The 22780-nt window shown below is 69.9% G+C and carries 17 protein-coding genes; 10 read left to right on the top strand and 7 right to left on the bottom strand.

Annotation, left to right across the window (positions count from 1 at the left end; genetic code table 11):
- Positions 1 to 220: 220 nt before the first annotated feature.
- Positions 221 to 886, bottom strand: coding sequence for a (2Fe-2S)-binding protein (locus K1T35_RS49620; RefSeq protein WP_220259896.1), 666 nt, complete (start codon positions 884 to 886; stop codon positions 221 to 223).
- A gap of 476 nt (positions 887 to 1362) precedes the next feature.
- Between K1T35_RS49620 and gltB the strand changes: the two genes are divergently transcribed.
- Positions 1363 to 5898, top strand: a complete 4536-nt coding sequence (gene gltB, locus K1T35_RS10085) for a glutamate synthase large subunit (RefSeq protein WP_255621747.1) — start codon at positions 1363 to 1365, stop codon at positions 5896 to 5898.
- On the top strand, positions 5891 to 7345 hold the full coding sequence (locus K1T35_RS10080; RefSeq protein ID WP_220259894.1) for a glutamate synthase subunit beta: 1455 nt from the start codon (positions 5891 to 5893) through the stop codon (positions 7343 to 7345). Before gltB ends, K1T35_RS10080 begins: the two co-directional genes overlap by 8 nt.
- Positions 7346 to 7422: 77 nt before the next feature.
- Here the strand turns inward: K1T35_RS10080 and K1T35_RS10075 are convergent, their stop codons facing one another.
- Positions 7423 to 8772 carry a hypothetical protein gene (locus K1T35_RS10075; RefSeq protein WP_220259893.1) on the bottom strand — a complete coding sequence of 450 codons (1350 nt, stop codon included), beginning with the start codon at positions 8770 to 8772 and terminating at the stop codon, positions 7423 to 7425.
- A 265-nt stretch (positions 8773 to 9037) separates the two neighbouring features.
- Positions 9038 to 9850: a hypothetical protein gene (locus tag K1T35_RS10070; RefSeq protein ID WP_220259892.1), complete on the bottom strand. Its 813-nt coding sequence runs from the start codon at positions 9848 to 9850 to the stop codon at positions 9038 to 9040.
- A gap of 354 nt (positions 9851 to 10204) precedes the next feature.
- On the opposite strand from K1T35_RS10070, the gene K1T35_RS10065 reads away from it, so the two are divergent.
- Together K1T35_RS10065 and K1T35_RS10060 are read left to right on the top strand one after the other, a co-directional pair.
- Positions 10205 to 11263, top strand: a complete 1059-nt coding sequence (locus K1T35_RS10065; RefSeq protein ID WP_220259891.1) for an XRE family transcriptional regulator — start codon at positions 10205 to 10207, stop codon at positions 11261 to 11263.
- A gap of 152 nt (positions 11264 to 11415) precedes the next feature.
- Positions 11416 to 12468, top strand: coding sequence for a hypothetical protein (locus K1T35_RS10060; protein WP_220259890.1), 1053 nt, complete (start codon positions 11416 to 11418; stop codon positions 12466 to 12468).
- Here the strand turns inward: K1T35_RS10060 and K1T35_RS10055 are convergent.
- Positions 12443 to 12868: an N-acetyltransferase gene (locus tag K1T35_RS10055; protein WP_255621746.1), complete on the bottom strand. Its 426-nt coding sequence runs from the start codon at positions 12866 to 12868 to the stop codon at positions 12443 to 12445. The two genes, K1T35_RS10060 and K1T35_RS10055, sit on opposite strands and share 26 nt — an antisense overlap.
- 203 nt (positions 12869 to 13071) lie before the next feature.
- Positions 13072 to 14310: an MFS transporter gene (locus K1T35_RS10050; RefSeq protein WP_255621745.1), complete on the bottom strand. Its 1239-nt coding sequence runs from the start codon at positions 14308 to 14310 to the stop codon at positions 13072 to 13074.
- Between the two features lie 162 nt (positions 14311 to 14472).
- Here K1T35_RS10050 and K1T35_RS10045 point away from each other — a divergent pair, with 162 nt between their 5' ends.
- Genes K1T35_RS10045 through K1T35_RS10035 form a run of 3 tightly spaced genes read left to right on the top strand, consistent with a single transcriptional unit; the run spans position 14473 to position 15999 of the window.
- Entirely contained in the window at positions 14473 to 14994 is a 522-nt protein-coding gene (locus tag K1T35_RS10045) for a hypothetical protein (RefSeq protein ID WP_220259888.1), read from the top strand.
- A gap of 12 nt (positions 14995 to 15006) precedes the next feature.
- Complete coding sequence (locus K1T35_RS10040) at positions 15007 to 15594, top strand: hypothetical protein (RefSeq protein WP_220259887.1); 588 nt, start codon at positions 15007 to 15009, stop codon at positions 15592 to 15594.
- A gap of 3 nt (positions 15595 to 15597) precedes the next feature.
- Positions 15598 to 15999, top strand: coding sequence for a hypothetical protein (locus K1T35_RS10035; protein ID WP_220259886.1), 402 nt, complete (start codon positions 15598 to 15600; stop codon positions 15997 to 15999).
- 26 nt (positions 16000 to 16025) lie between these two features.
- Here K1T35_RS10035 and K1T35_RS10030 read toward each other — a convergent pair whose 3' ends face one another.
- Together K1T35_RS10030 and K1T35_RS10025 are read right to left on the bottom strand one after the other, a co-directional pair.
- Positions 16026 to 17558: a trypsin-like peptidase domain-containing protein gene (locus K1T35_RS10030; protein WP_220259885.1), complete on the bottom strand. Its 1533-nt coding sequence runs from the start codon at positions 17556 to 17558 to the stop codon at positions 16026 to 16028.
- 159 nt (positions 17559 to 17717) lie between these two features.
- Positions 17718 to 18440, bottom strand: coding sequence for a DedA family protein (locus tag K1T35_RS10025; RefSeq protein ID WP_220259884.1), 723 nt, complete (start codon positions 18438 to 18440; stop codon positions 17718 to 17720).
- A 308-nt stretch (positions 18441 to 18748) separates the two neighbouring features.
- On the opposite strand from K1T35_RS10025, the gene chvE reads away from it, so the two are divergent.
- The 3 genes from chvE to mmsB all read left to right on the top strand — a co-directional run bounded on the left by chvE (position 18749) and on the right by mmsB (position 22779).
- Positions 18749 to 19876 carry a multiple monosaccharide ABC transporter substrate-binding protein gene (gene chvE / locus K1T35_RS10020; protein WP_220262504.1) on the top strand — a complete coding sequence of 376 codons (1128 nt, stop codon included), beginning with the start codon at positions 18749 to 18751 and terminating at the stop codon, positions 19874 to 19876.
- A 114-nt stretch (positions 19877 to 19990) separates the two neighbouring features.
- On the top strand, positions 19991 to 21529 hold the full coding sequence (gene mmsA / locus K1T35_RS10015; protein WP_220259883.1) for a multiple monosaccharide ABC transporter ATP-binding protein: 1539 nt from the start codon (positions 19991 to 19993) through the stop codon (positions 21527 to 21529).
- On the top strand, positions 21526 to 22779 hold the full coding sequence (gene mmsB / locus K1T35_RS10010; protein ID WP_220259882.1) for a multiple monosaccharide ABC transporter permease: 1254 nt from the start codon (positions 21526 to 21528) through the stop codon (positions 22777 to 22779). Before mmsA ends, mmsB begins: the two co-directional genes overlap by 4 nt.
- Position 22780 lies beyond the last annotated feature (1 nt).

The following is a 22780-nucleotide window of genomic DNA, read 5'->3' as shown; positions in this document are numbered from 1 at the left end:
GATGCCTGCGAGCAACCGGCCGGTCGTCCTCGCGAGTCTACGGGTCCGGCCGCTCGGTTCCCGGGCGGGCCGGGGCGGGCGGGAACGGGACACGGGCCGGGCGACGCACCCCGATACCGCTCACGCACCCCGATCGGGAGGACGCGGCCCATCGACGGATCGCGTCGGCTGAGACGGGTAGCGCGGGCCGACAACCTCTGCGTCCGGATCCGGCCACGAGTCAGCCGCGCACGGTGGACAGGACGCAGTCGTCGCACAAGCCACCGCCGGGCACCCGGTAGTAGAGGCAGCAGCTGTGCCGCCGGAAGGTCCAGACCAGATCGGGGTCGCGTGGGGAGAGCCGCTCCCCCGCCCCGGCGAACGGGCCGTGGACGAGCACCGCTTCGGCCACATCGGCCGCTCTGCCGGCGACAGCAGAGCGCTGCATCACGAGCAGTCGTTTGGCCGCCGCGACGGTGGACGCCGCGTTGCCCCAGAGCAGCCGCTCCGCCACGTGGACCTGCCCGCGGAAAGCCGCGACCAGCGGCGCGAGCAGGCCCGCGAGCAGCGGGGGAAGCGCATCCTCGTCGACGAGGGCCGTGGCATTCGTGCACAGCGCCCAGCCACCGTCCGCGAACCGGCTCCACCCCACCGAGGACGGCGTGACCTCCGGTACCTCCCGATGCAGCACGGCGGCCGCGTACGGCGCGGACACCAGCTGCGCCGCGAACCCCTGGAACGCAAGCGAGGCCGCCACCCGCTGATCGCACGCCAGCGCCCCGCGGACGTGGGCGATCCGGTCCCGCACCGGCTCCGGGTCGGGCAGTGGACGCTCGCCGGGGCCGGTAGCGAACGTGAAGAACGGGCCGAGCCCGGCCACGTCGGCGAGCAGGGAACGCGCGTCCACCCCCGGAGTGTGCCCCCGTCACGTCCTGCACCCGCTCAATCACCGGCCGAGTAGGGTGGGAGGTGCCACGGGGTCACGCTGACGAAACCGGCCGTACACATTACAGGGCGTACGGCCGATCTCGCGCGTTCAAGGCCGGTCACTGTGTTCACTGCGGCTCTCACTGGCGAATCGCCGCTCCCACGTGCGACATTGTTCCCGCGAAACCGCACTCGCTGACGCGTGCGCGCTCGCACCGTGCGTAGAACCCCGGCCGACGCCACACGACGGCGACCGGTCGTCGTGCCGGTGTCCGAGGCTCACCCACGTCCGGACGCACGGTGCTGCGCCGCACGCGGAAGGAAACGCCAGAACCGGCGGAGCAGGCGGACCAGACCGATACTCCCCTTTCCCTGCAACGTCCACCACCACACACTCGTCACGCCGTCGTCCCGATGCTGGTGTCGGGGTGCACCGAGACGACACAGGAGGCACTCTTGGCTGCGATCTCAGCGGGTACCTCGGCTGGGCTCTACGACCCGGAGTTCGAGCACGACGCCTGCGGCGTCGCCTTCGTCGCCGATCTCGCCGGTCGCCGCGGCCACGCCATCGTCCGCAAGGCGCTCACGGCGCTGTTGCGGATGGAGCATCGCGGCGCGCGAGGCGCGGAGGCGAATACCGGGGACGGCGCGGGGATCCTGCTCCAGGTGCCCGACGAGTTCTTCCGGGCCGTCGTGGGGTTCCAACTGCCCGTAGAGGGCGCATACGCCGTGGGCACCGCGTTCCTGCCCGCCGAGCGGACCGATGCCGACGTCGCCGTGGCCGAGATCGAGAAGCTCGCCGCCGAGGAAGGCCTCGAGGTGCTGGGCTGGCGCGAGCTGCCCACCGACCCCGACGCCGCCGATCTGGGCCCGATGGCCCGCGAGGCCATGCCGAGCTTCCGCCAGCTGTTCGTCGCGGGCCTGGCCGGCGAGTCGGGCATCGACCTGGAGCGCCGCACGTTCTGCCTGCGCAAGCGGGCCGAGCACGCCACCGGCGTCTACTTCCCGAGCCTGTCGCCGCGCACGATCGTCTACAAGGGCATGCTCGCCGAGCCGCAGGTCGAGGCCTTCTACCCGGACCTGTCCGACGAGCGCGTCACGAGCGCGCTCGCCGTGGTGCACTCCCGGTTCTCCACCAACACGTTCCCGGCGTGGCCGCTCGCCCACCCGTACCGCTACGTGGCCCACAACGGCGAGATCAACACGCTGCGCGGCAACCGCAACTGGATGGCCTCGCGCGAGGCGCTGCTCGAGTCCGACGTCATCCCCGGTGACCTCACGCGCCTGTCTCCGATCGTCACCCCGGACGCGAGCGACTCCGCCACGTTCGACGAGGTGCTCGAGCTGCTGCACCTCGGCGGCCGGAGCCTGCCGCACGCCGTGCTGATGATGATCCCGGAGGCGTGGGAGAACCACGACGAGATGGACCCGGCCCGCCGGGCCTTCTACGAGTTCCACTCCACGCTGATGGAGCCGTGGGACGGTCCCGCGCTCGTCGCGTTCACCGACGGCACCCAGATCGGCGCCGTGCTCGACCGCAACGGCCTGCGCCCCGCGCGGTACTGGATCACCGAGGACGGCACGGTCGTCCTCGCATCCGAGGTCGGCGTGCTGGACGTCGAGCCGTCGGCCGTGGTGCGCAAGGGTCGCCTCGAACCGGGCCGCATGTTCCTCGTCGACACCGCGCAGGGCCGGATCCTCGACGACGCCGAGATCAAGGGCGCGCTCGCGGCCGAGCACCCGTACGCCGAGTGGCTGCACGCGGGCCTCATCCACCTCGACGAGCTGCCGACGCGCGAGCGCGAGATCTACGACCACTCCGCGATCACCCACCGGCAGCAGTCGTTCGGCTACACGGAGGAGGAGCTCAACCTCCTCCTCAAGCCGATGGCGACCGCCGGTGCCGAGCCGCTCGGCTCGATGGGCAACGACGCGCCGCTCGCCCCGTTCTCGTCGCGCCCGCGGCAGCTGTTCGACTACTTCACCCAGCTGTTCGCGCAGGTCACGAACCCGCCGCTGGACGCGATCCGCGAGGAGCTGGTCACGTCCCTGCAGAGCCTGCTCGGACCGGAGCAGAACCTGCTGGACGCCACACCGGCGAACTGTCGGACGGTCGTCGTGCCGTTCCCCGTGCTCGGCAACGACGACCTCGCCAAGATCATCCACATCAACGACGACGGCGAGCTGCCCGGCTTCGCCTGCGTCACGGCCAAGGGCGTGTTCAAGGCCGCCGAGGGTGGCCTCGGGCTCTCCCGCCGGCTCAAGGAGATCTGCACCGAGGTCTCCGAGGCGATCGAGGACGGCGCCCGGCTGATCGTGCTGTCCAACCGCGGCGTCACGAAGGACTTCGCCCCGATCCCGTCGCTGCTACTCACCGGCGCCGTGCACCACCACCTGGTCCGGGAGAAGACCCGCAGCAGGGTGGGCCTCATCGTCGAAGCGGGCGACGCGCGCGAGGTGCACCACGTCGCGCTGCTGCTCGGCTACGGCGCGGCGGCCGTGAACCCGTACCTCGCGATGGCCACCGTCGAGGACCTCGCCGCGCGCGGCGACATCCCCGGCGTCACGCCGGAGCAGGCTGCGCACAACCTGGTGAAGGCGCTGGGCAAGGGCGTCCGCAAGACGATGTCGAAGATCGGCGTCTCGACGGTCGCCTCCTACACGGGCGCACAGATCTTCGAGTCGATCGGGCTGGGCCCCGACGTCATCGACTCCTGCTTCGCGGGCACCACGTCGCGACTGGGCGGTGTCGGGTTCGACGAGCTCGCCGAGGAGGTGCTGATCCAGCACCGCCGCGCGTTCCCGTCCGACGACGTGCGGCCCAACCACCGCACGCTGCCCGTGGGCGGCGAGTACCAGTGGCGCCGCGAGGGCGAGCTGCACCTGTTCAACCCGCAGACGGTGTTCAAGCTGCAGCACTCAACGCGCCAGGGCCGCTACGAGGTCTTCAAGGACTACACGCGCGCCGTCGACGAGCAGGCGGGCAAGCTCATGACCTTGCGCGGCCTGTTCCGGTTCAAGGACGGCGTGCGTCCGCCGGTGCCGATCGACGAGGTCGAGCCGGTCGAGGAGATCGTCAAGCGGTTCGCGACCGGCGCCATCTCCTACGGCTCGATCTCGAAGGAGATGCACGAGACCCTCGCCATCGCGATGAACCGCCTCGGCGGCAAGTCCAACACCGGCGAGGGCGGCGAGGACGCCGACCGATACGTGATCGACGCGAACGGCGACTCGCGACGCAGCGCGATCAAGCAGGTCGCGTCCGGCCGGTTCGGCGTCACCAGCGAGTACCTGGTCAACGCCGACGACCTGCAGATCAAGATCTCGCAGGGAGCCAAGCCGGGTGAGGGCGGCCAGCTGCCCGGCGCGAAGGTCTACCCCTGGATCGCGAAGACCCGGTACTCCACACCGGGGGTCGGGCTCATCTCTCCGCCGCCGCACCACGACATCTACTCGATCGAGGACATCAAGCAGCTCATCCACGACCTCAAGAACGCCAACCCGCGCGCCCGCATCCACGTGAAGCTGGTGAGCCAGGTCGGCGTCGGCACGGTCGCGGCTGGCGTCGCGAAGGCCTACTCCGACGTCGTGCTCATCTCGGGCCACGACGGCGGCACCGGTGCCTCGCCACTGTCGTCGATCAAGCACGCAGGCGGGCCGTGGGAGCTGGGGCTCGCCGAGACCCAGCAGACGCTGCTGCGCAACGGCTTGCGCGACCGGATCGTCGTGCAGGCCGACGGGCAGCTCAAGACCGGCCGGGACGTCGTCATCGCGGCGCTGCTCGGGGCCGAGGAGTTCGGCTTCGCCACCGCGCCGCTGGTGGTGTCGGGCTGCATCATGATGCGGGTCTGCCACCTCGACACCTGCCCGGTCGGCGTCGCCACCCAGAACCCGGAGCTGCGCAAGCGGTTCGACGGGCGGCCGGAGTACGTCGTCAACTTCATGCGGTTCGTCGCGGAGGAGGTGCGCGAGTACCTCGCCCAGCTGGGCTTCCGCTCGATCGCGGAGGCCGTGGGGCACGCCGAGGTGCTCGACACCGACGACGCGGTGCGGCACTGGAAGACCGAGGGGCTCGACCTCTCGCCGATCTTCCACATGCCGCGGCTGGCGCCGGGCACCGCGCGCCACCGGACGAAGCAGCAGGACCACGGCCTGGAGAAGGCGCTCGACAACACGCTGATCCAGCTGTGCGAGGGCGCGCTCTCCTCAGGGGACAAGGTGCGCCTCGACCTGCCGGTGCGCAACGTCAACCGCACCGTCGGCACGATGCTCGGCTACGAGCTCACCCGGCGCTGGGGCGGCGAGGGCCTCCCCGACGACACGATCGACGTGACGCTCACCGGCTCGGCGGGCCAGAGCTTCGGCGCGTTCGTGCCCAAGGGGATCACGCTGCGGCTGGTCGGCGACAGCAACGACTACTTCGGCAAGGGCCTCTCCGGCGGCCGGCTCACGCTGCGCCCCGACCCGTCGGCCCCGTTCGCGGCCGAGGAGAACGTCATCGCGGGCAACGTCATCGGCTACGGCGCCACCTCGGGTGAGATGTTCATCCGCGGCGTCGTCGGCGAGCGGTTCTGCGTGCGCAACTCGGGCGCGCTCGCCGTCGTCGAGGGCGTGGGCGACCACGGCTGCGAGTACATGACGGGCGGCCGGGTCGTGGTGCTCGGCAAGGTCGGGCGCAACTTCGCTGCGGGCATGTCTGGCGGCATCGCGTACGTCCTCGACCTGCCGCGGCACCGGGTCAACGGCGAGATGGTCGACGTCGACCCGCTCGACGACGAGGATCGCGCCTTCCTGCGCGACACGGTCTCGCGCCATCACGCGGAGACCGACTCCGAGGTCGCGCACGCTCTGCTGCGCGACTGGGACGACGCCGTCGAGCGGTTCGGCAAGGTCATGCCCAAGGACTACAAGCGGGTGCTGCGCGCCCGCGCCGCAGCCGAGCGCGACGGCCGCGACGTGAACGAGGCGATCATGGAGGCCGCGCATGGCTGACCCCAAGGGTTTCCTGAAGGTCCCCCGCGAGACCCCGACCCGCCGTCCCGTGCCGTTGCGGCTGATGGACTGGCGGGAGGTCTACGAAGAGTTCCCGGACGGCAAGCTGGAGCGGCAGGCCAGCCGCTGCATGGACTGCGGCATCCCGTTCTGCCACCAGGGCTGCCCGCTCGGGAACCTGATCCCGGATTGGAACAACCTGGTCTACCGGGGCGACTGGCGGGAGGCGATCGAGCGGCTGCACGCCACCAACAACTTCCCGGAGTTCACCGGGACGCTGTGCCCTGCCCCGTGCGAGGCAGCGTGCGTGCTGGCGATCAACAGTGACGCGGTCTCGATCAAGCAGATCGAGCTGCAGATCATCGACCACGCGTTCGAGGAGGGCTGGGTCGCGCCGCAGCCCCCGGTCACGAAGACCGGCAGGAAGGTGGCCGTCGTCGGGTCAGGGCCTGCCGGGCTCGCCGCCGCGCAGCAGCTCACCCGCGTCGGGCACGACGTCGTGGTGTTCGAGCGGGCCGACCGGATCGGCGGCCTCCTGCGCTACGGCATCCCCGAGTTCAAGATGGAGAAGAACCGGCTCGACCGGCGCCTGGACCAGATGCGGGCAGAGGGCACGCAGTTCCGCGCCTCCGTCGACGTCGGCAGCGACGTCACGGCCGACCAGCTGCGCGAGGACTACGACGCCGTCGTGCTCGCCGGCGGGGCAACGGCGTGGCGGGACCTGCCCGCGAAGGGCCGCGAGGCCGAGGGCGTCTACCAGGCGATGGAGTACCTGCCGTGGGCCAACCACGTGCAGCAGGGCGACATCGACGCCCCGCCGATCACGGCAGAGGGCAAGGACGTCGTGATCATCGGCGGCGGTGACACCGGCGCCGACTGCCTCGGCACCGCCCACCGGCAGGGCGCGCGCTCCGTCACCCAGCTGGAGATCATGCCCACGCCGCCGGAGAAGCGGACGGCGGGCATGCCGTGGCCGACCTACCCGATGGTCTACCGCGTGGCCTCCGCGCACGAGGAGGGCGGCGAGCGGCTGTACTCGGTGAACACCACCGAGTTCGTCGCCGACTCCGACGGCAAGCTGGCGGCGATTCGGATCATCGAGGTGCGCCGCGACGAGAACGGCCGCTTCGTGCCGATCGAAGGCACGGAGAAGGAGCTGCCGGCCCAACTGGTGCTGCTGGCCATGGGATTCGTGGGCCCCGAGAAGGGCAAGCTGCTCGCCGACCTCGGCGTGGAGCTGGACCAGCGCGGCAACGTCGCCCGCGACGCCAGCTTCATGACGAGCGTCGACGGTGTGTTCTCCGCGGGCGACATGGGCCGGGGCCAGAGCCTGATCGTGTGGGCCATCGCGGAGGGCCGGGCCGCGGCGGCCGGGGTGGACGCATACCTCACCGGACGGGACGTGCTGCCGCGCCCGATCGCGCCGACGGACCGCCCGATCGCCTGACGGCACTGATCATCGAGAGTGGTGTGAGGGCGACAGATCTGTCGCCCTCACACCATTTCCGGAGATCATCCCGCACCTCACTCGGCGGAGGCACCATTCGCGCGATCAGCGAGCTCGCAAGCGGCGGCAATCTCCGCGACCAGCAACCTCGCACTGCCACCGGTGACGGCGAAGAGGCCGGCTCCCGGGCCGCAGTCGCCACGCAGCCGGCTCAGCAGCAGGTCATCGCTGAGCTCCGCGAGCTCATTCAGGTCAGCGGCCGACGGGCCGCCCGGGAAAATTCGGTCGGTCGCCGGACGGCTAGGCGACTGAAGTCGGGTTGCCAGGTCGCGAAGCCTGCGAGCAGGTGCTTCCACCACTGACACCTGCGCCAGAGCCGCGAGCCGTCGCCATTCGGCGAGGAACACGACGGCACTGCGCGCCTCCTGCAAGGCACGGTCGCCGTCCGCGCCGGCGGGCGGGACATCGCTCAGCGCGTCGAAGACGTCGGCGCGTACGTCCGAGACGCTCAGACCGCAGAGCGGAACCGTCGCCTCGAAGTAGGGACCGTCGTCTGCATCGAGCCGGCTGTCGACCATGCTGAGCAGGGCATGGCCTCGCGGGGTGGCGGATCGACTGTCGACGAGTCGCACCGCCAGCCGAGAGCGGACGTCCGGATCGACGCCGCACCCGAACGCCGGTGCGCGGACCAGCACCGAATCAGGACCCGCTCCCTCGATGAGCTGCACCGTGACCTCGGCGGAGCCCGGGTCGCCTGCCAGAGCAAAGACCCGCGCGCGCACCTGCCGGGGGTCGATCACGCCGGCCGGCTGCCCCAGCGGGTACGGGACGGAAGGCGACAGCCGGGCGGGCGCCCAGCGCGGATCGCCTGGCGTCTCGGCACCCGCTTCCCCGAGGCGGGATGAGTTGCGCCGCCAGGTGCGAATGACCACGTTCAACTCGCGGTCATGCCGCGCGCCGGCATGGTCGCGCAGGTCCACGTACCCGTCGTACAGACGTACGCAGGCCTGCAAGAGGCCGCTCGGGATCGGCTGGGAGCGCCGCGCAAGGCCGCGCAGGAATGCCGCGACGCCGTCCGACGCCCGGCGGGCGAGCCGCAACGCATCGCCGACGAGCAGCTTCCGCACCTCGCCCTCAGGCAACGTCCTCGCCGCATACCCGCGGCTGACGCCACGTTCGGCGTCGACGAGCGACTGCTCCAGCGGAGACTGCAACCAGCGGTCCAGCGCGTCGACGAAGGCGATCCGCAACCAGGGGGCGGCGCGCGCGGGATCGACGGCGACGCCGTGCCCTGGGGAGATCGAGCCGGAGCGCCTGCCGACCCGAAGACGGTCGGCAGCTCCGTCACCGATCAGACCCCGCAACAACGAACGGCTGTGGTCGTTCAGGACGGAGAACGACACCGCGTGCCAGCGGTCCGGGGACATGACGTCCACGGACACGTGCACACCGGCCCCGAGATGCGCGTCGTACGCCAGGGTGTGCGAAGCGTCCCGATGCTGGGACACCTGACGTACCTCCGGGCCGGCGAAGGCATCACCGGTGGACCGCGCATCCGGGACCGTCATCGAATCGCCTCACCATCGCAGCCGAGACGCCGACGTCGTCCGAGAAGCCAGTCCCTCCCGCGCCACAGTCGTCGAAACCGAATCGCGCACGTCCAGGCCCCGGAATCATCGCATCCGGGCCGCACTATCTCCAGTAGCCGACATCGTCGCGCCACTGGCGGGCATGCTCCCACGCCCGCAGCCGCCCGAGGCGCACCTTCAGGTCCGACGTACTGACGGTGCCGCACCACGGCGCAGGCGCAGGGCGGTCCGCGAGCCGGTCGAAGGCTTCGGCACACAACCCGCGGTAGCCGCCGATGTCGTCCCACACCGACTTGCTGATGGGCTTGCGGTTCGTCACATTCGCGAAATGGCGAAGGCGGGTGCCGCGCCGACACAGCGTCGACCGCTCGTGGTCGACGGACACGCCGTCATCCCATGCCGGAGCACCAGGTCCGCGACGGGAGCAGACGAACGGGTCGAAGTAGGCCCAGCTGAGGTTCTCGATGCATGCCTCGGTGAGCTCACCCCGGGGCTTCAACTCGCCGGACTTGAACAGCTCACGCAGGTGGTCCAGCTCGAACTGCTCACGCCAGACGAGCCGGGTGATCCGCCACGCCAGCTCCTCGTCGACGGATGCATCACGAGGCGGCCGGAGCACGGCACGTGCGAACTCACCCGATCCGATCGGCCGTCGCCTCCCCCTCGGCAGGAGCGTAGCGGCCTTGCCGAGCAGGTCCCATGCGTCATGCACGCGCCCCTGAGCCTGTAGCTGCATGCTCCGCGCCACCATCCGCAGCACGACGCCCCACATGACGAGCCGCCTCGGGCCTACGACCCGCATCTCCGGGCGTGCGGCATCCGGGTGGAGAACCGCGCGCCAGTGCCCCAGCTCCACGGCGTCGACCTGCAACCGCAGCGTGTGCCGCAGCTCGTCGAGCGCCCCGCCGGTACACACGACGCCTACCCGTGGACCACGTGACCGATGGAGGCCGGAACGCGGGCGGTCGGCCCCGCGCAGACCCTCCTGCAGGAGACCACAACAGCAGCACTTTCGGGACTTGCTACGCGCGCGACCACCGATCACCGCCCGTCGGATCTCTACCGAAGTTAGGGCAACTTTGGTAGATTTCTACGTAAGTTGTGGTAGTGATGCTAGATCGCCGCAGAGCTTAGAGCAACTCAGACGCGCTAAGGTAACGTTGGCAGGCCCCTGCACGAGTCTTGGGTAACACGCCTGTACAGTCGCCGCGTTGTAGTGCGATGCACGGACGAGCCTGCGGACGTCATCGATCTTGCGAGGAGGTGACCGATGGCGTTGAACCCCGATCAGGCCCGCCGCCTGGCGCGCAGACTCAGGCAGCTCCGGGCCTCGCACTGGCCCGATGTAGATCTGACGCAGGTGGAGCTGGCCACGGCGTTCAGCATGGAGAGCAACGTCGCGCCCGCGACGATCAGCTCATGGGAGTCGGCCGGTAGCCCGAAGACGCCGACGGCCGCTCGGCTCAGCGCATACGCACGCTTCTTCGCGACGAGGCGCTCGCTGGAGAGCGGCCCGCACCTCATCCCGGAAGATGAGCTCGCCGAGGACGAGCGGGAGCGGTTCCATGCGCTCGAGAAGGAGCTGCTCGACCTCCTGCACGCCAAGGACCTGCCGCGACGCAACACCCTCTCGTTCGACGTCGGCCCCGTGACGGTCATCTGCTCGGAGTCGCCCTCGGAGGAACAGAGCCCGCTGGCGTCGGCGGACAACCCCAACTTCACCAAGCTGAACCAGTACGCCGATCTGGACGCACTGATCGAGATCTACGGGCACCTGCGCGCGTCGAACCCCATCCTGGACGTCTTTCACCGGGTGACCCGAGACGTCCGCGCGGACGACCTCTCGACCCACGTCATCCTGCTGGGCGGGATCGCATGGAACGCCGTCACGAAGCGATTCCAGGAGGCCCTCGGCCAGGTTCCCGTCACGCAGGTCGAAGACCCGGAGGTCGAAACCGGTGAGATATTCACAGTGGGCGACAAGCGATACCTTCCGTCATGGGGAGATGCCGTCGGCGACAAAGGCCGAGGACCGCTGGTGGAGGACGTCGCTTTCCTGGCCCGCCTGCCGAACCCGTTCAACAGCAGCCGCACCCTCACCATCTGCAACGGAATCCACAGCCGGGGCGTGCTCGGAGCGGTTCGCTGCCTGACCGACGCACGCGTGCGCGACGCGAACGAGGCATACCTCGCCGAACGGTTCCCGGACGGACAGTTCGCACTGTTGCTCCGCGTGCCGGTGGTCGCGGGTGAGGCGCTGTCGCCGGATCTGAAGAACGACGACGTGAGACGGTACGAATGGGCGCCCACGGAGGGCAGGGGCAGATGAGGCCACCAGGGGCGGCGCAGCGGCGCAGCAGGGCCGTCGGGAAGAGCGCGTCACTTCAACACCTGCCCTCGCACGCGAACCTGCTGCACGATGTTTCGGCATCCCCAGCGCCATCGAGCAGGTCCCGGCGGGGGCGCCCAGATGCGATCGTCGTGCCCGCGACGCGGCCCGCGTCCGCACTGGCCGGGATCATCGAGCTGGCCGCCGAACTCGAGACCCAGCTCGTGATCCTGTGCAGCCGGCAGGCCAAGATCGACCGGGTTGCCGAGCGTGTGGGCAAAGTTCCTCGTGCTCGCGCATTGATCGTGCAGATCGACGACGAATACGAGTTACCCGTCCCAGGCTTCGAGACATCGTCGGACGACTTCACCGCCGCGAGCGGCGGGCGCAACAGCGATCTGAGCCTCAAACGCAATGTCGGCCTGCTGTTGGCTCGACTACGCGGCTGGCGCAAGATCGTCTACATCGACGACGACATCACACTCGGCAAGTCGGACATCGCGCGGATCAGCCACCAGCTCGACAACCACCAGTTCGCCGGCATGGCCTGTCGCGACTTTCCCGACAACTCCGTGTTCTGCCATGCGCGCCGACTCGCGAAGCTCCACCAGGACGTGTTCGTGAGCGGCGGCGTGCTGGGCGTGAACTGCAGTGACCTGCCGATGCCGTTCTTCGCCGACGTCTACAACGAGGACTGGTTCTTCGTCGGCGAGGCCGCGGCCCGGCGTCGCCTCGTCAAGGCCGGCGAGGCGCACCAGGCGCCGTACGATCCGTTCGCCGAGCCGACACGCGCCGGTTGTGAGGAGTTCGGCGACCTACTGGCCGAAGGTCTCTACGCCCTGATCGAGAATCAGGGGGCGGGCAGTTCGTTCCGGCAGGTCACACACCTCGCGAACGAGAGGTACTGGTCGAGCTTCATCGACGTCCGATGGCACGACCTGCAGGACACGCGGGCCCGCCTCGAGGCCTTCGCCGGCCGGGACAGCGGCAGCGACACCGTGACCGACGGAATCAAGTCCCTGAATGAAGCTCTTGGCCGGTACGGAAGCGATCAGATCAACGCCGAGCGTTGTGCACGGTTTCTCGAGGCCTGGCGCGGAGACACCTCCGAATGGGCAAGGGCCATTGCGCGGATCAGCACCCTCGGCAGCACGCGAGACGCCATGGACTGGCTGCGGATCAAGAACTGGCAGTCCGTGAGGTGATCTGCTTCGGCTCTCGGAAGTCGAGCCGCAGGCGCCGCTCGAACCGGTACCCTCCCGGATCGATCGGCTGCCGTTCGCCCGTCGGCACGAAGCCGAGCCGGGCGTACGCCCGCCAGGCGGTGATGTTGTCCTCCAGCACCCAGAGCAGCAGATGGTCGAGTCCAGCCTCACGACCGAGGTCGACCATGGTGTTTACGAGGATGCGGGACACCCCTCGGAGGCGGTGGGTTGGCGCGACCCACATGGACTCGATGTGGTGTGCTTCGAGGGGCTGGCCCCCGACCAGCCCCGCGAGTCCGACGACAGCGAACCGATCGACCGCCACCGCCCACGCGGCGTCGTCGAACCGTTCCCGCCACTGGCGCTCGCCCCACAGCAGTTCGGACCGATAGCGCGACATGTAGGCGTGTGGCGAGTCGCGGAGCGCACGTAACCGGGTCTCTCGGAGCACGGGCCAGTCGGCCGGCGTGAGGATGCGAGTTACGAGTACCGCGTTGGTCATTCGCCCCCACTCGGTACGTCCACCCAACATCGACGGCGGAACCCCTCCACGTCCCCGCCCACCATCCTCGACTTGGGGCCAGAATGCGAGCCCTGACGAGGTCAGCGAGGCAGCGTCTCGGGGGCATACAGCCAGCTCACGAACGAAACCGCCGCGATCACAGCCGTCACCGCGAATGCGGCCGGGTACCCGCCGGTCTCGGCCACCACGCCGGCCAGCACCGGGCCGGTGACGGCGCCGACATCACCGACCATTTGGAAGCCGGCCAGCGCCCTTCCGCCGTCGGAGTGGCGACCCTTTGCAGCGATCACGTCCGCGACGGTTGCGTTCACCGGCGGGCTCATCAGGCCGGTTCCCGCGCCGGACAGGAAGGACGCGGCCAGCAGACCCGTCACTGTCGTGGTGAACCCCAGCCAAGCCGATGTGATCGCAACGGTCGCCGAACCGACCAGGACGGGCAACCTGCGACCGCTCCGATCGGCCAGCCGCCCTCCGATTAGCAACGTGGCCGCCGTGCCGGTGGCGAACGCGGACAACGCAAGTCCCGCCCAGCTACTCGGTTGTCGCAGTACGTCGACGACGAGCAAGGGCACGAGCGCGATCCGAACCCCGTAGACGGTCCAGCCGTTGACGAAGTTCGCCGTCAGCGCGGCGCGGAAGGACGGGTGACGCAGTGCGGCCACGAAGGTCAGCGATTCGGCGGCGGACCGCTCAGGCCCTGTGCCCGCGCCGATCCGTCCGCGCAGCAGGAAGCCGGCCACGACCAGAGTCCCGAACAGCACGCATGCGTAGATCAGGAACGGTGCGCGCAGGCTCACCGCGACGAGTGCTCCACCGATGATCGGCCCGGCGATGTTTCCGAGCAGGAAACCGGTCGCCCACGCTCCTGACGCCCTACCCCGCATCTCGGGCGGTGAAATCTTGATCAGAAGCGAGGCCGCGGACAGGGTGAACATCGTCGAGCCGGCACCGCCGACGGCGCGAAAAGCCAGAAGCTGCCCGTAATCGGCAGCGAATGCGCAAGCCGCGCTGGACAGCCCAACGATCAACAGTCCGCAACAGAACACGGGCAGTTCGCCCATCCGGCCTAACATTCGGCCGCCGAGCGGCGCAAAGGCGAGCCGCATCACGGCGAACGCGCTCACCACGCCGGAAGCGGCAGCGACGCCAACGTCGAAGCTGCGGGAGAACACCGGCACGGCCGGCGCCACGATTCCATAGCCGATCGCGATCAGGAACGCGGCGCCGACGAGTACGCGGATCTCACGCGGCAGCCGCTCGTTCGGCCGTTGCACGCCGGTGCTCAGCGCTGCCGCCCCACTTTCGTGCTGTCGCGCCACCGGCAGGTCTGCAGGCGGATGCTATGGATCGCCTCCCGGAACGGCAAGGTCGACGGCATCGGCCACCTCTCGTGGTGCCCCCGCGGGACCATTGCCCCACTACGGCGGCGACGTACATCAGCCTGGATTCGGACGCGCAATCCGCGGGACCCAGGAGGATCGATGAGCAGCCGACCCCTCGAGCCGGCCGGGCCCCGGCGTCTGCTGTCCCAGCTGGCTCCGATCGACCACCTGCCCGGATCGTCCCCTCGGCACTCCGAGCCGGACGCATTGGGCGCGTTCACAGCGAGGACGAAGCGATGGGGCCGCGTTCAGGTTCCGCTGAGCCCTCCGGTCACCTGCGCGCTCTGGGTCCTCCTCGTCACGACGGGGGCGCTGAGCGGATGGCTGATCGCCGTGCTCGCCGGAGGCGCTGCGTGCAGCGGCGTGGTGTGCTCCGTCGCCACGCTCGGCAACCCCGACCTCCTGCTGATCCTCGCCGGCTCCTGCGCCACGACCCTGCTGGGCGCGGCCGCGGTGACCAGTTGCCTGACCCGCGCAGGCGCTCCAGAACTCGCCGCGATCATCGTCGCCGCGATCGCCGGAACCGTCTCGCTGCTCGGCATCGTGGCCGTGCTCGTCATCACCGCAGCGGTCATCGCGCTGGCCGTTTCCCTGCTGGCCCACATCGCCGACCAAGTCTGACGAAGGAGAACCATGCTCGCACTCGACATCCGCGCCGACGGGCCGATCGACACCTCGAGCCGGGAACTCGCCCAACTGGCGGCCGGGGTTCGACGGAACTGGCCGCAGCTGCCCTCACCCATCGCGCTCGAGTGGAGCGACCGCCCGGTCGTCGCCATGGACCGGGGTGTTCCCTGGCTGTACGGACCGGTGGATCGCGACCCGCTGATGGGCCAAGGCGGGCCGGCGGTACTTCCTCGCCGGCAGCGCAAACAGCTCGAGGAGGTTGCCGCTTCGGGTCCCCGATTCGACGGAGTGGCCGTCGCCCACGAGCTGGACCCCGACGGTCCTGTGCGCTCGCTGCTGCCACTGCTCCGGAACGGCGCCCGGCCGTGCACGGACGAGGTCGCGCGGGAACTGGTCGGTCCGGCGCCGGCACACCCGGGAGTGGTGCGGGCCGCCAGGCTGCTCGACTCGCTGTTCGGCGGCGCCGCGCTGGCCACTGCCGCCGGTGCCCTTGACGTGCTGCTCGACCCCATCGTGTTCGGCGTTCTCGCTCCGGCACCACTCGTCCCCGGAACGCCGAGCCTGTGGTTCCCGCTCGCGGTCTGGCGGTGGTGAGCGATGCTCCAGCGAGCCACCGAGTTCAAGTCCGCACAGCAGGTGCCACTGCCGATCCGCGCCCGGCGGCTGCTCTGGGCGGTCGTGACGCTCGACGTCATGGCTGCATCGTGGATGATCGCCGCCGGCGACTGGCTGGACCACTACTCGCGGGTGACCTCGGTCGTCACCCTCGGCGGTCACCACATCGTCGTGTTGTGGCTGGCGCTGATCGGCTTCGCGATCCTCGCGGTGCTGGCCCCCATGACGAACGGCTTCGCCGCGGCCAATCGCGTCGAACTCGTCGCACTCTCGATCGCCGGTGTCGCGTCGGTGGCAGCGTTCGCCGGAATGATCTCCGTGGCCGCCCTCGTAGCAGGCGTGGCGGGGGTGATCGCGATCATCGGACGAGCGGTCATCCGGTGAGCGCTGCACTCCTCCTACAGCGCTGATCAGGCATCCTTCGCGTCGTCCTTGTCGGGCGCCGGTGCAGACGGCTCGGGAGCGGCGATCGCCGTCGTCTGGTTCTCCGAGCCGGGCGGCGAGGGCTGGGGAAACCTGATCTGCCGGGTCGGGCCGTCGAAGGCGCCGCGCGCCTGGGCGGCGGGGCCGGGACGGCCGGGCGCTGCGGCCGGTGGCCGTGGCCCAGCCTGTCGCGGGAACGGGGCCGCGCCGTACGGCCTGTTCGGAGGGGCCGGCTGACGCGCCGGTGGCGGGAACGGGCCGCCCTGCCACGGGGGGCCGGGCTGCGGTCGCGGGAACGCCGGGGGCGGCACCATCACGACGGGCGTCGTCCGCCGCCTGCGCGCGACCAGCAGCGCACCGATCACGACGAGCACGATCGCTCCCGTTCCGACACTCCCCCATACGAGTATCTGCGTCGTGCGGTTCTCGGACGCGTCGCCGTGCAGCGCCCGGGAGGCCTCCGCGTCTCTGCGCAGCTCGGCGACCCGCGGGTGCGTCGACCCTTCCTGCTCGAGCCGGTCGATCGCCTCGATCACGTCGGTGTACTCGCCGCGGTCGTTGGCGTCGAGGGCCTCCCGGTACCGCACGTCGCGCTGGCCCAGCTCCGCGCGCACACCGTTGCGGCCGAGCAGGTCGGTGAACCCGCTGACGGGAACGACGAGGTTGACCACCTGCTGATCGCCGGACAAGCGCACGCTGTTGATGCCGTGCACGCGGCCGCTGGCGTCGAAAGCCGGCCCGCCGCCCAAGCCGAGCTCTATGGCGGTGTCCGTCCGGTAGACGGGCCGTCCCCCATCCGTCCCGGCTTGCTCCACGACCCCCTTCTCGAACGACGGCGTGGCATCGGGCCCGATGCGCTCACCCACGCTCTCCGGGTAGCCCGCGGCGAGCAGCGGCATGCTGACGGCGATCCCGGGCCCGGTGGCGAGCTCCAGCGCGGGCAGGTCGGTGGTGTCGACCTTCAGCAGACCGACGTCGCCCTGTCCGCTGGGTCGGCTGTCGACGACGCGCGCGAACATCCCCTCCGGCGGGGCGCCTGCGACGCCGGTGACGAGGATCTGGCTCCCGATGGGTGAACCGGGGCTCGTGCCCTCGATGTCCCATGCCGACCGGCCCACCTCGAGCATCTGGTCGAGCGGGATGTCAGGGCTGATCGCGGCCGCATCCTCGGCTGCCAACCGGATGAACAGGTCCCGCACATTCCGGTCGTTCGCGTCGATGCAGTGCCCGACGGTCGCGATGTAGCCGTCGGGATGCACGCCGAAGCCGGTGCACATGAAGACGAGCGTGTACGGCTCGCCGTTGTTCGCGTACCCGCCCTCCCGGTCGTGCACCCGCCCGACGAACGTGCCGGTGACGCGGACCAGCGCCGGGTGCACCGTCGCGGCGGCGCGCTCCGATCCCGCCGGCTCCTCCGGCTCCACGACGATCGCCGCCGCGGGAGCGGCGCCGCACACGGTGATCGCAAGTGCGGCGGCCAGAGCCAGAGCCGATCGGGCGAGACTCCTCAGCACGGGCATGCAGACCTCCGGAAGGCGAGTAGGTCGTACCGCCGGGAGCACACCACGCATGGGCCGGGAGGGGTCCCCGTCGTCAGTACGCGCCCCCGGTGATCGACGTTGCAGGGCCGTGCGTGCGCTGGAAGGACCGGAAGGCCCCGGCTCCCGCCCGCTCCGTCGTCAGGAGCTCAACACGACAGGAGTCCCACCATGTCCATAACCATGGACGTCAGCCAGGTCGTCGGCGAGATCGTGCTGCCCGGCGGTCCGTCCCTGTGGCCGATGTGGCGTGATCCACGCCCGTGATCTCGTGACCGACGCCGGGGCCTGGCGGGTGCGCCGATGCCTGCACAGGCGCTCCACCAGCGCGAAGGCGCCAGCCGTCACGGCGCCCATTGCGATGCCCGCCACCAGGCCGCGCAGGGGGTCGCCGCCCGTGAGCGGGCCCAGCAGCAGCCCGACCCCCATCATGTAGCTCGCCCACAGCGCCGAGCTGACGAGCGAGCAGGGCAGGAACCGGCGCAGCGACAGGCCGTACCGCCCGGCGGCGGTGGTGCTGACGAGCCGCCCTGCCGGCACGAACCGCGCCCCGATGATCGTGACGGCAGGGCGGCGCCCGATGTTGCGCTGCACCCAGCCCGCGATGCCACCGCCGCCGGGACGGACGAGACGGCGCGACGTGCGACCGAGCGCGAAGAGCAGGTGGTCGCCCACCACAGATCCCGCGAACGCCGCGACGAACAGCCCCAGCGCCGTCGGCACGTCGTGCGCGCCGATCGCGACCGCGGCCGCCGTCATCAGCAACGGCTCGCTCGGCACCACCGGGAACGGCCCGTCCAGCGCCACGAGCAGCGCGAGCGCCGGCAGCAACCATGCGCTGTGAAGCAGCAGTGCGACGTCCATCCAGCCCCCTCGACCCGGTTCAAGGGTGGTCGGCGGGGGCGGCGTGATCACTGGCGGAGACACCCGGATCGTGCGGGGGGTAATCCCCACCCGAGGCACTACGGTGACGGCGGGTGCGCAGCGGGTGACAGTTGCGGGTGCGTTATCGGACCGTGACGGCTGCGTACGCCAGAGGGGTTGACGCTGAACCCTGTTAGCGCTCACATTGGGTCGCCCGCCCACCGCGGGACGGCCCGAGTCATCACGGGCAGGCATCTCGAGGAGGAGACGTGCACAAGAAGCTCGGATTGGTCGCAGCGGGCGCCTCAATGGCGCTCGTGCTCGCGGCCTGTGCCGGCGGAGGCGCCGGTGGGGGCGGAGGCGCCGGTGGAGGCGCCGCCCAGCAGGAGCAGCCGGCGGACCTGCTCGTCGGGGTGGCTATGCCCACCCAGGAGTCCGAGCGCTGGATCGACGACGGCGACAACGTCAAGAAGCAGCTCGAGGCGGCCGGGTATCAGGTCAGCCTCCAGTTCGGGAACAACGACATCCCGACGCAGTCGCAGCAGATCGACCAGATGATCACCCAGGGCGCCGACGCGCTGATCATCGCCGCGATCGACGGCACCGCGCTGTCCAGCCAGCTGCAGACCGCGAAGGCCCAGAACATCCCGGTCATCTCCTACGACCGGCTCATCCGCAACAGCCCGGACGTCGACTTCTACGTCACGTTCGACAACTTCCAGGTGGGCGTCGCGCAGGGTGAGGCCCTGCTGACGGGGCTCGGCATCAAGAATGCCGACGGCTCGCCGGGCTCGGCCACGGGACCGTTCAACATCGAACTGTTCGCCGGCTCGCTCGACGACAACAACGCGTTCTTCTTCTTCAACGGCGCGATGTCGGTCCTCCAGCCGCTGATCGACAACGGCACGCTCGTCGTCAAGAGCGGCCAGACGGCCATCGAGCAGATCGCCATCCAGCGCTGGCTGCAGGAGACCGCCCAGAAGCGCATGGAGGACGTGCTGACCGCCGCCTACAACGACGGCAGCAAGCTCAACGGCGTCCTCTCGCCCTATGACGGGATCTCCCGCGGCATCATCACCGCGCTGCAGAACGCCGGCTACGGCCCGACGCTCAGCGGCGGCGCGAACCCGCTGCCGGTGGTCACCGGACAGGACGCCGAGGTCGCGTCGGTCAAGCTGATCAACGACGGCGTGCAGAGCTCGACGATCTTCAAGGACACCCGCTTGCTGGCCGAGCAGGGCGTCATCGCCGCGAAGGCGTACCTCTCCGGCAGCCAGCCGCAGGCCAACGACACCACGACGTACGACAACGGCGTCAAGGTCGTCCCGTCCTACCTGCTGCCGGTCGAGACGGTGTTCAAGGACAACATCCAGCCCGCGCTCGTCGACTCCGGCTACCTGACGGCCCAGGAGGTCGCCAGCGGCCAGTCCGGCTGACGCGGGAACCCGAGCGCGGCGGGCCCCGGCTGCACAGGCTGCCGGGGCCCGCCGAACCACGGACAATCGGGCCAGGGGGCGCCCGCACCGCACGACGCAGAAACCACGAGGTTCATGGACGACTACATCCTGGAGATGCGCGGCATCACCAAGACCTTCCCCGGCGTCAAGGCACTGTCGGACGTGAACTTCGCCGTGCGCCGCGGCGAGATCCACGCGATCTGCGGCGAGAACGGCGCTGGCAAGTCGACGCTGATGAAGGTCCTTTCCGGCGTCCACCCCACCGGTGACTACGAGGGCGAGATCGTCTACGACGGCGAGACCGTCCAGTTCTCGGGGATCCGCGACAGCGAGCACGTTGGAATCGTGATCATCCACCAGGAGCTGGCACTGGTGCCGTACCTCTCGATCGCCGAGAACCTCTTCCTCGGGAACGAGCGCAGGGGGCGCAGCGGCCTCATCGACTGGAACCGGACGAACGCCGACGCCGCCCGGCTCCTCGCCGAGGTCGGGCTCGACGAGAACGCCGTCACGCCGGTCGGCCAGCTCGGGGTCGGCAAGCAGCAGCTCGTGGAGATCGCCAAGGCTCTGTCCAAGGACGTGCGCCTGCTGATCCTCGACGAGCCGACCGCCGCGCTGAACGACAACGACTCGGCCCACCTGCTCGACCTGCTGCGCTCCCTCAAGGACCGCGGCATCACCTCGATCATGATCTCGCACAAGCTGAACGAGATCGTCAGCATCGCCGACCGCACCACCGTCATCCGCGACGGCAAGACCGTCGAGACGATGGACATGCGCGACCCGGACGCTACGCAGGACCGGATCATCCGCGGCATGGTCGGCCGCCCTCTGGAGAGCTTCTACCCCGAGCGGGAGTCGGAGCCCGGCGAGGAGGTGCTCCGCATCGAGGACTGGACGGTCTGGCACCCCACGCAGGAGCGCAAGATCGTCGACGGCGCGAACTTCACGGTGCGCGCGGGCGAGGTCATCGGGATCGCCGGGCTCATGGGCGCAGGCCGCACCGAGCTCGCGATGAGCATCTTCGGGCGGTCGTACGGGCGCAACATCTCCGGCAAGGTCTTCGTGCACGGCAAGGAGGTGCGCACGCGCACCGTCGCGGAGGCGATCGAGAACGGCATCGCCTACGCCACCGAGGACCGCAAGCGCTACGGCCTCAACCTCATCGAGGACATCCGGCGCAACGTCTCGGCCGCGGCACTCGGCAAGCTCGCCACGCGTGGCTGGGTCAACGGCAACGAGGAGATCAAGGTCGCCGAGGAGAGCCGCCGCAGCCTCAACATCAAGGCGCCCAGCGTCATGAGCGTGGTCGGCAAGCTCTCCGGCGGGAACCAGCAGAAGGTCGTACTGTCCAAGTGGCTGTTCACCGACCCCGACGTGCTGATCCTCGACGAGCCGACCCGCGGTATCGACGTCGGCGCCAAGTACGAGATCTATCTGATCATCAACCGACTCGTCGCGGCGGGAAAGGCGGTGGTCGTGATCTCGTCCGAGCTGCCGGAGCTGCTCGGCATCTGCGACCGCATCTACACGCTGTCCGCGGGCCGGATCACCGGTGAGATGCCGGTCCCCGAAGCTACCCAGGAGAGCTTGATGGCTCTCATGACCAGGGAGAGGGAGTCCGCAGCATGACCAGGACGACCGGGACCGCACCCTCCGAGGAGACGGTGCCCGAAGGCGCCACCACGGCAGTCGCGCTACACGCGGGGACCAGCAACATCCGCGAGCTGCTCACCCGCAACCTGCGGCAGAGCGGCATCTACGTCGCCTTCGTGGCGATCATCGCCCTGTTCGCGATCCTCACCGACGGCGTGTCGCTCAGCCCGATCAACATCACGAACATCATCCTGCAGTACTCCTACATCCTCGTGCTGGCGATCGGCATGGTCATCGTGATCATCGCCGGGCACATCGACCTGTCCGTGGGGTCGGTCGTCGCGCTCACCGGCGCGGTCTCGGCGGTCCTCGTCATCCAGCAGGGCATGCCCTGGTGGGTCGGCATCCTCGCCGCGCTCGCCACCGGGCTGGTGATCGGCGCATGGCACGGGTTCTGGGTGGCCTACGTCGGCATCCCGGCGTTCATCGTGACCCTCGCCGGCATGCTCCTGTTCCGCGGTCTCACCCAGCAGGTGCTGGGCAACATCTCGCTCTCCCCGTTCCCGGCCGAGTACCAGGTGGTGGCGACCGGCTTCATCAACGGCCTGCTCGGCGGGCCGGGCTACGACGTCTTCACGCTGCTCATCGGCGCGATCGCGGTGGTGGGCTACGCGGTGAGCGGCTTCCGCACCCGCCTGGCCCGGATCACCTACCAGCAGCCGGTCGAGTCGTTCCCGCTGTTCGTGGCGCGGGTCGTCGCGGTCGGCGCGGTGGTCATGTACTTCGCGTGGCAGCTCGCCAACGCGCGCGCCCTGCCGGTCGTGCTGATCATCCTCGCCGCACTCGTGCTCGCCTACGGCGTGGTCACGCGGCGCTCGGTGTTCGGGCGGCAGGTGTACGCCATCGGCGGCAACCTGTCGGCCGCGACGCTCTCCGGCGTGAAGGTCCGGGCGGTCAACTTCTGGATCTTCGTCAACATGGGCGTACTGGCCGCCGTTGCGGGGATCATCTTCTCCTCCCGCTCCAACGGGGCCCAGCCGGGCGCGGGCAACATGTTCGAGCTCGACGCGATCGCGGCGGCGTTCATCGGCGGCGCGGCCGTGACCGGCGGCGTCGGCACCGTCGTGGGCGCGGTGGTCGGCGGCCTGATCATGGCGGTCATGAGCAACGGCATGCAGCTCATGGGCATCGAGCAGCCGATCCAGTCCGTGGTCAAGGGCATCGTGCTGCTGCTGGCGGTCGCCTTCGACATCTACAACAAGCGGCGGGCGGGCTCGTCGCGCTGAT

Source organism: Pseudonocardia sp. DSM 110487 (assembly GCF_019468565.1).
In the GTDB taxonomy this organism is placed as follows: domain Bacteria; phylum Actinomycetota; class Actinomycetes; order Mycobacteriales; family Pseudonocardiaceae; genus Pseudonocardia.
This window is presented reverse-complemented; position numbering and strand designations above follow the sequence as displayed.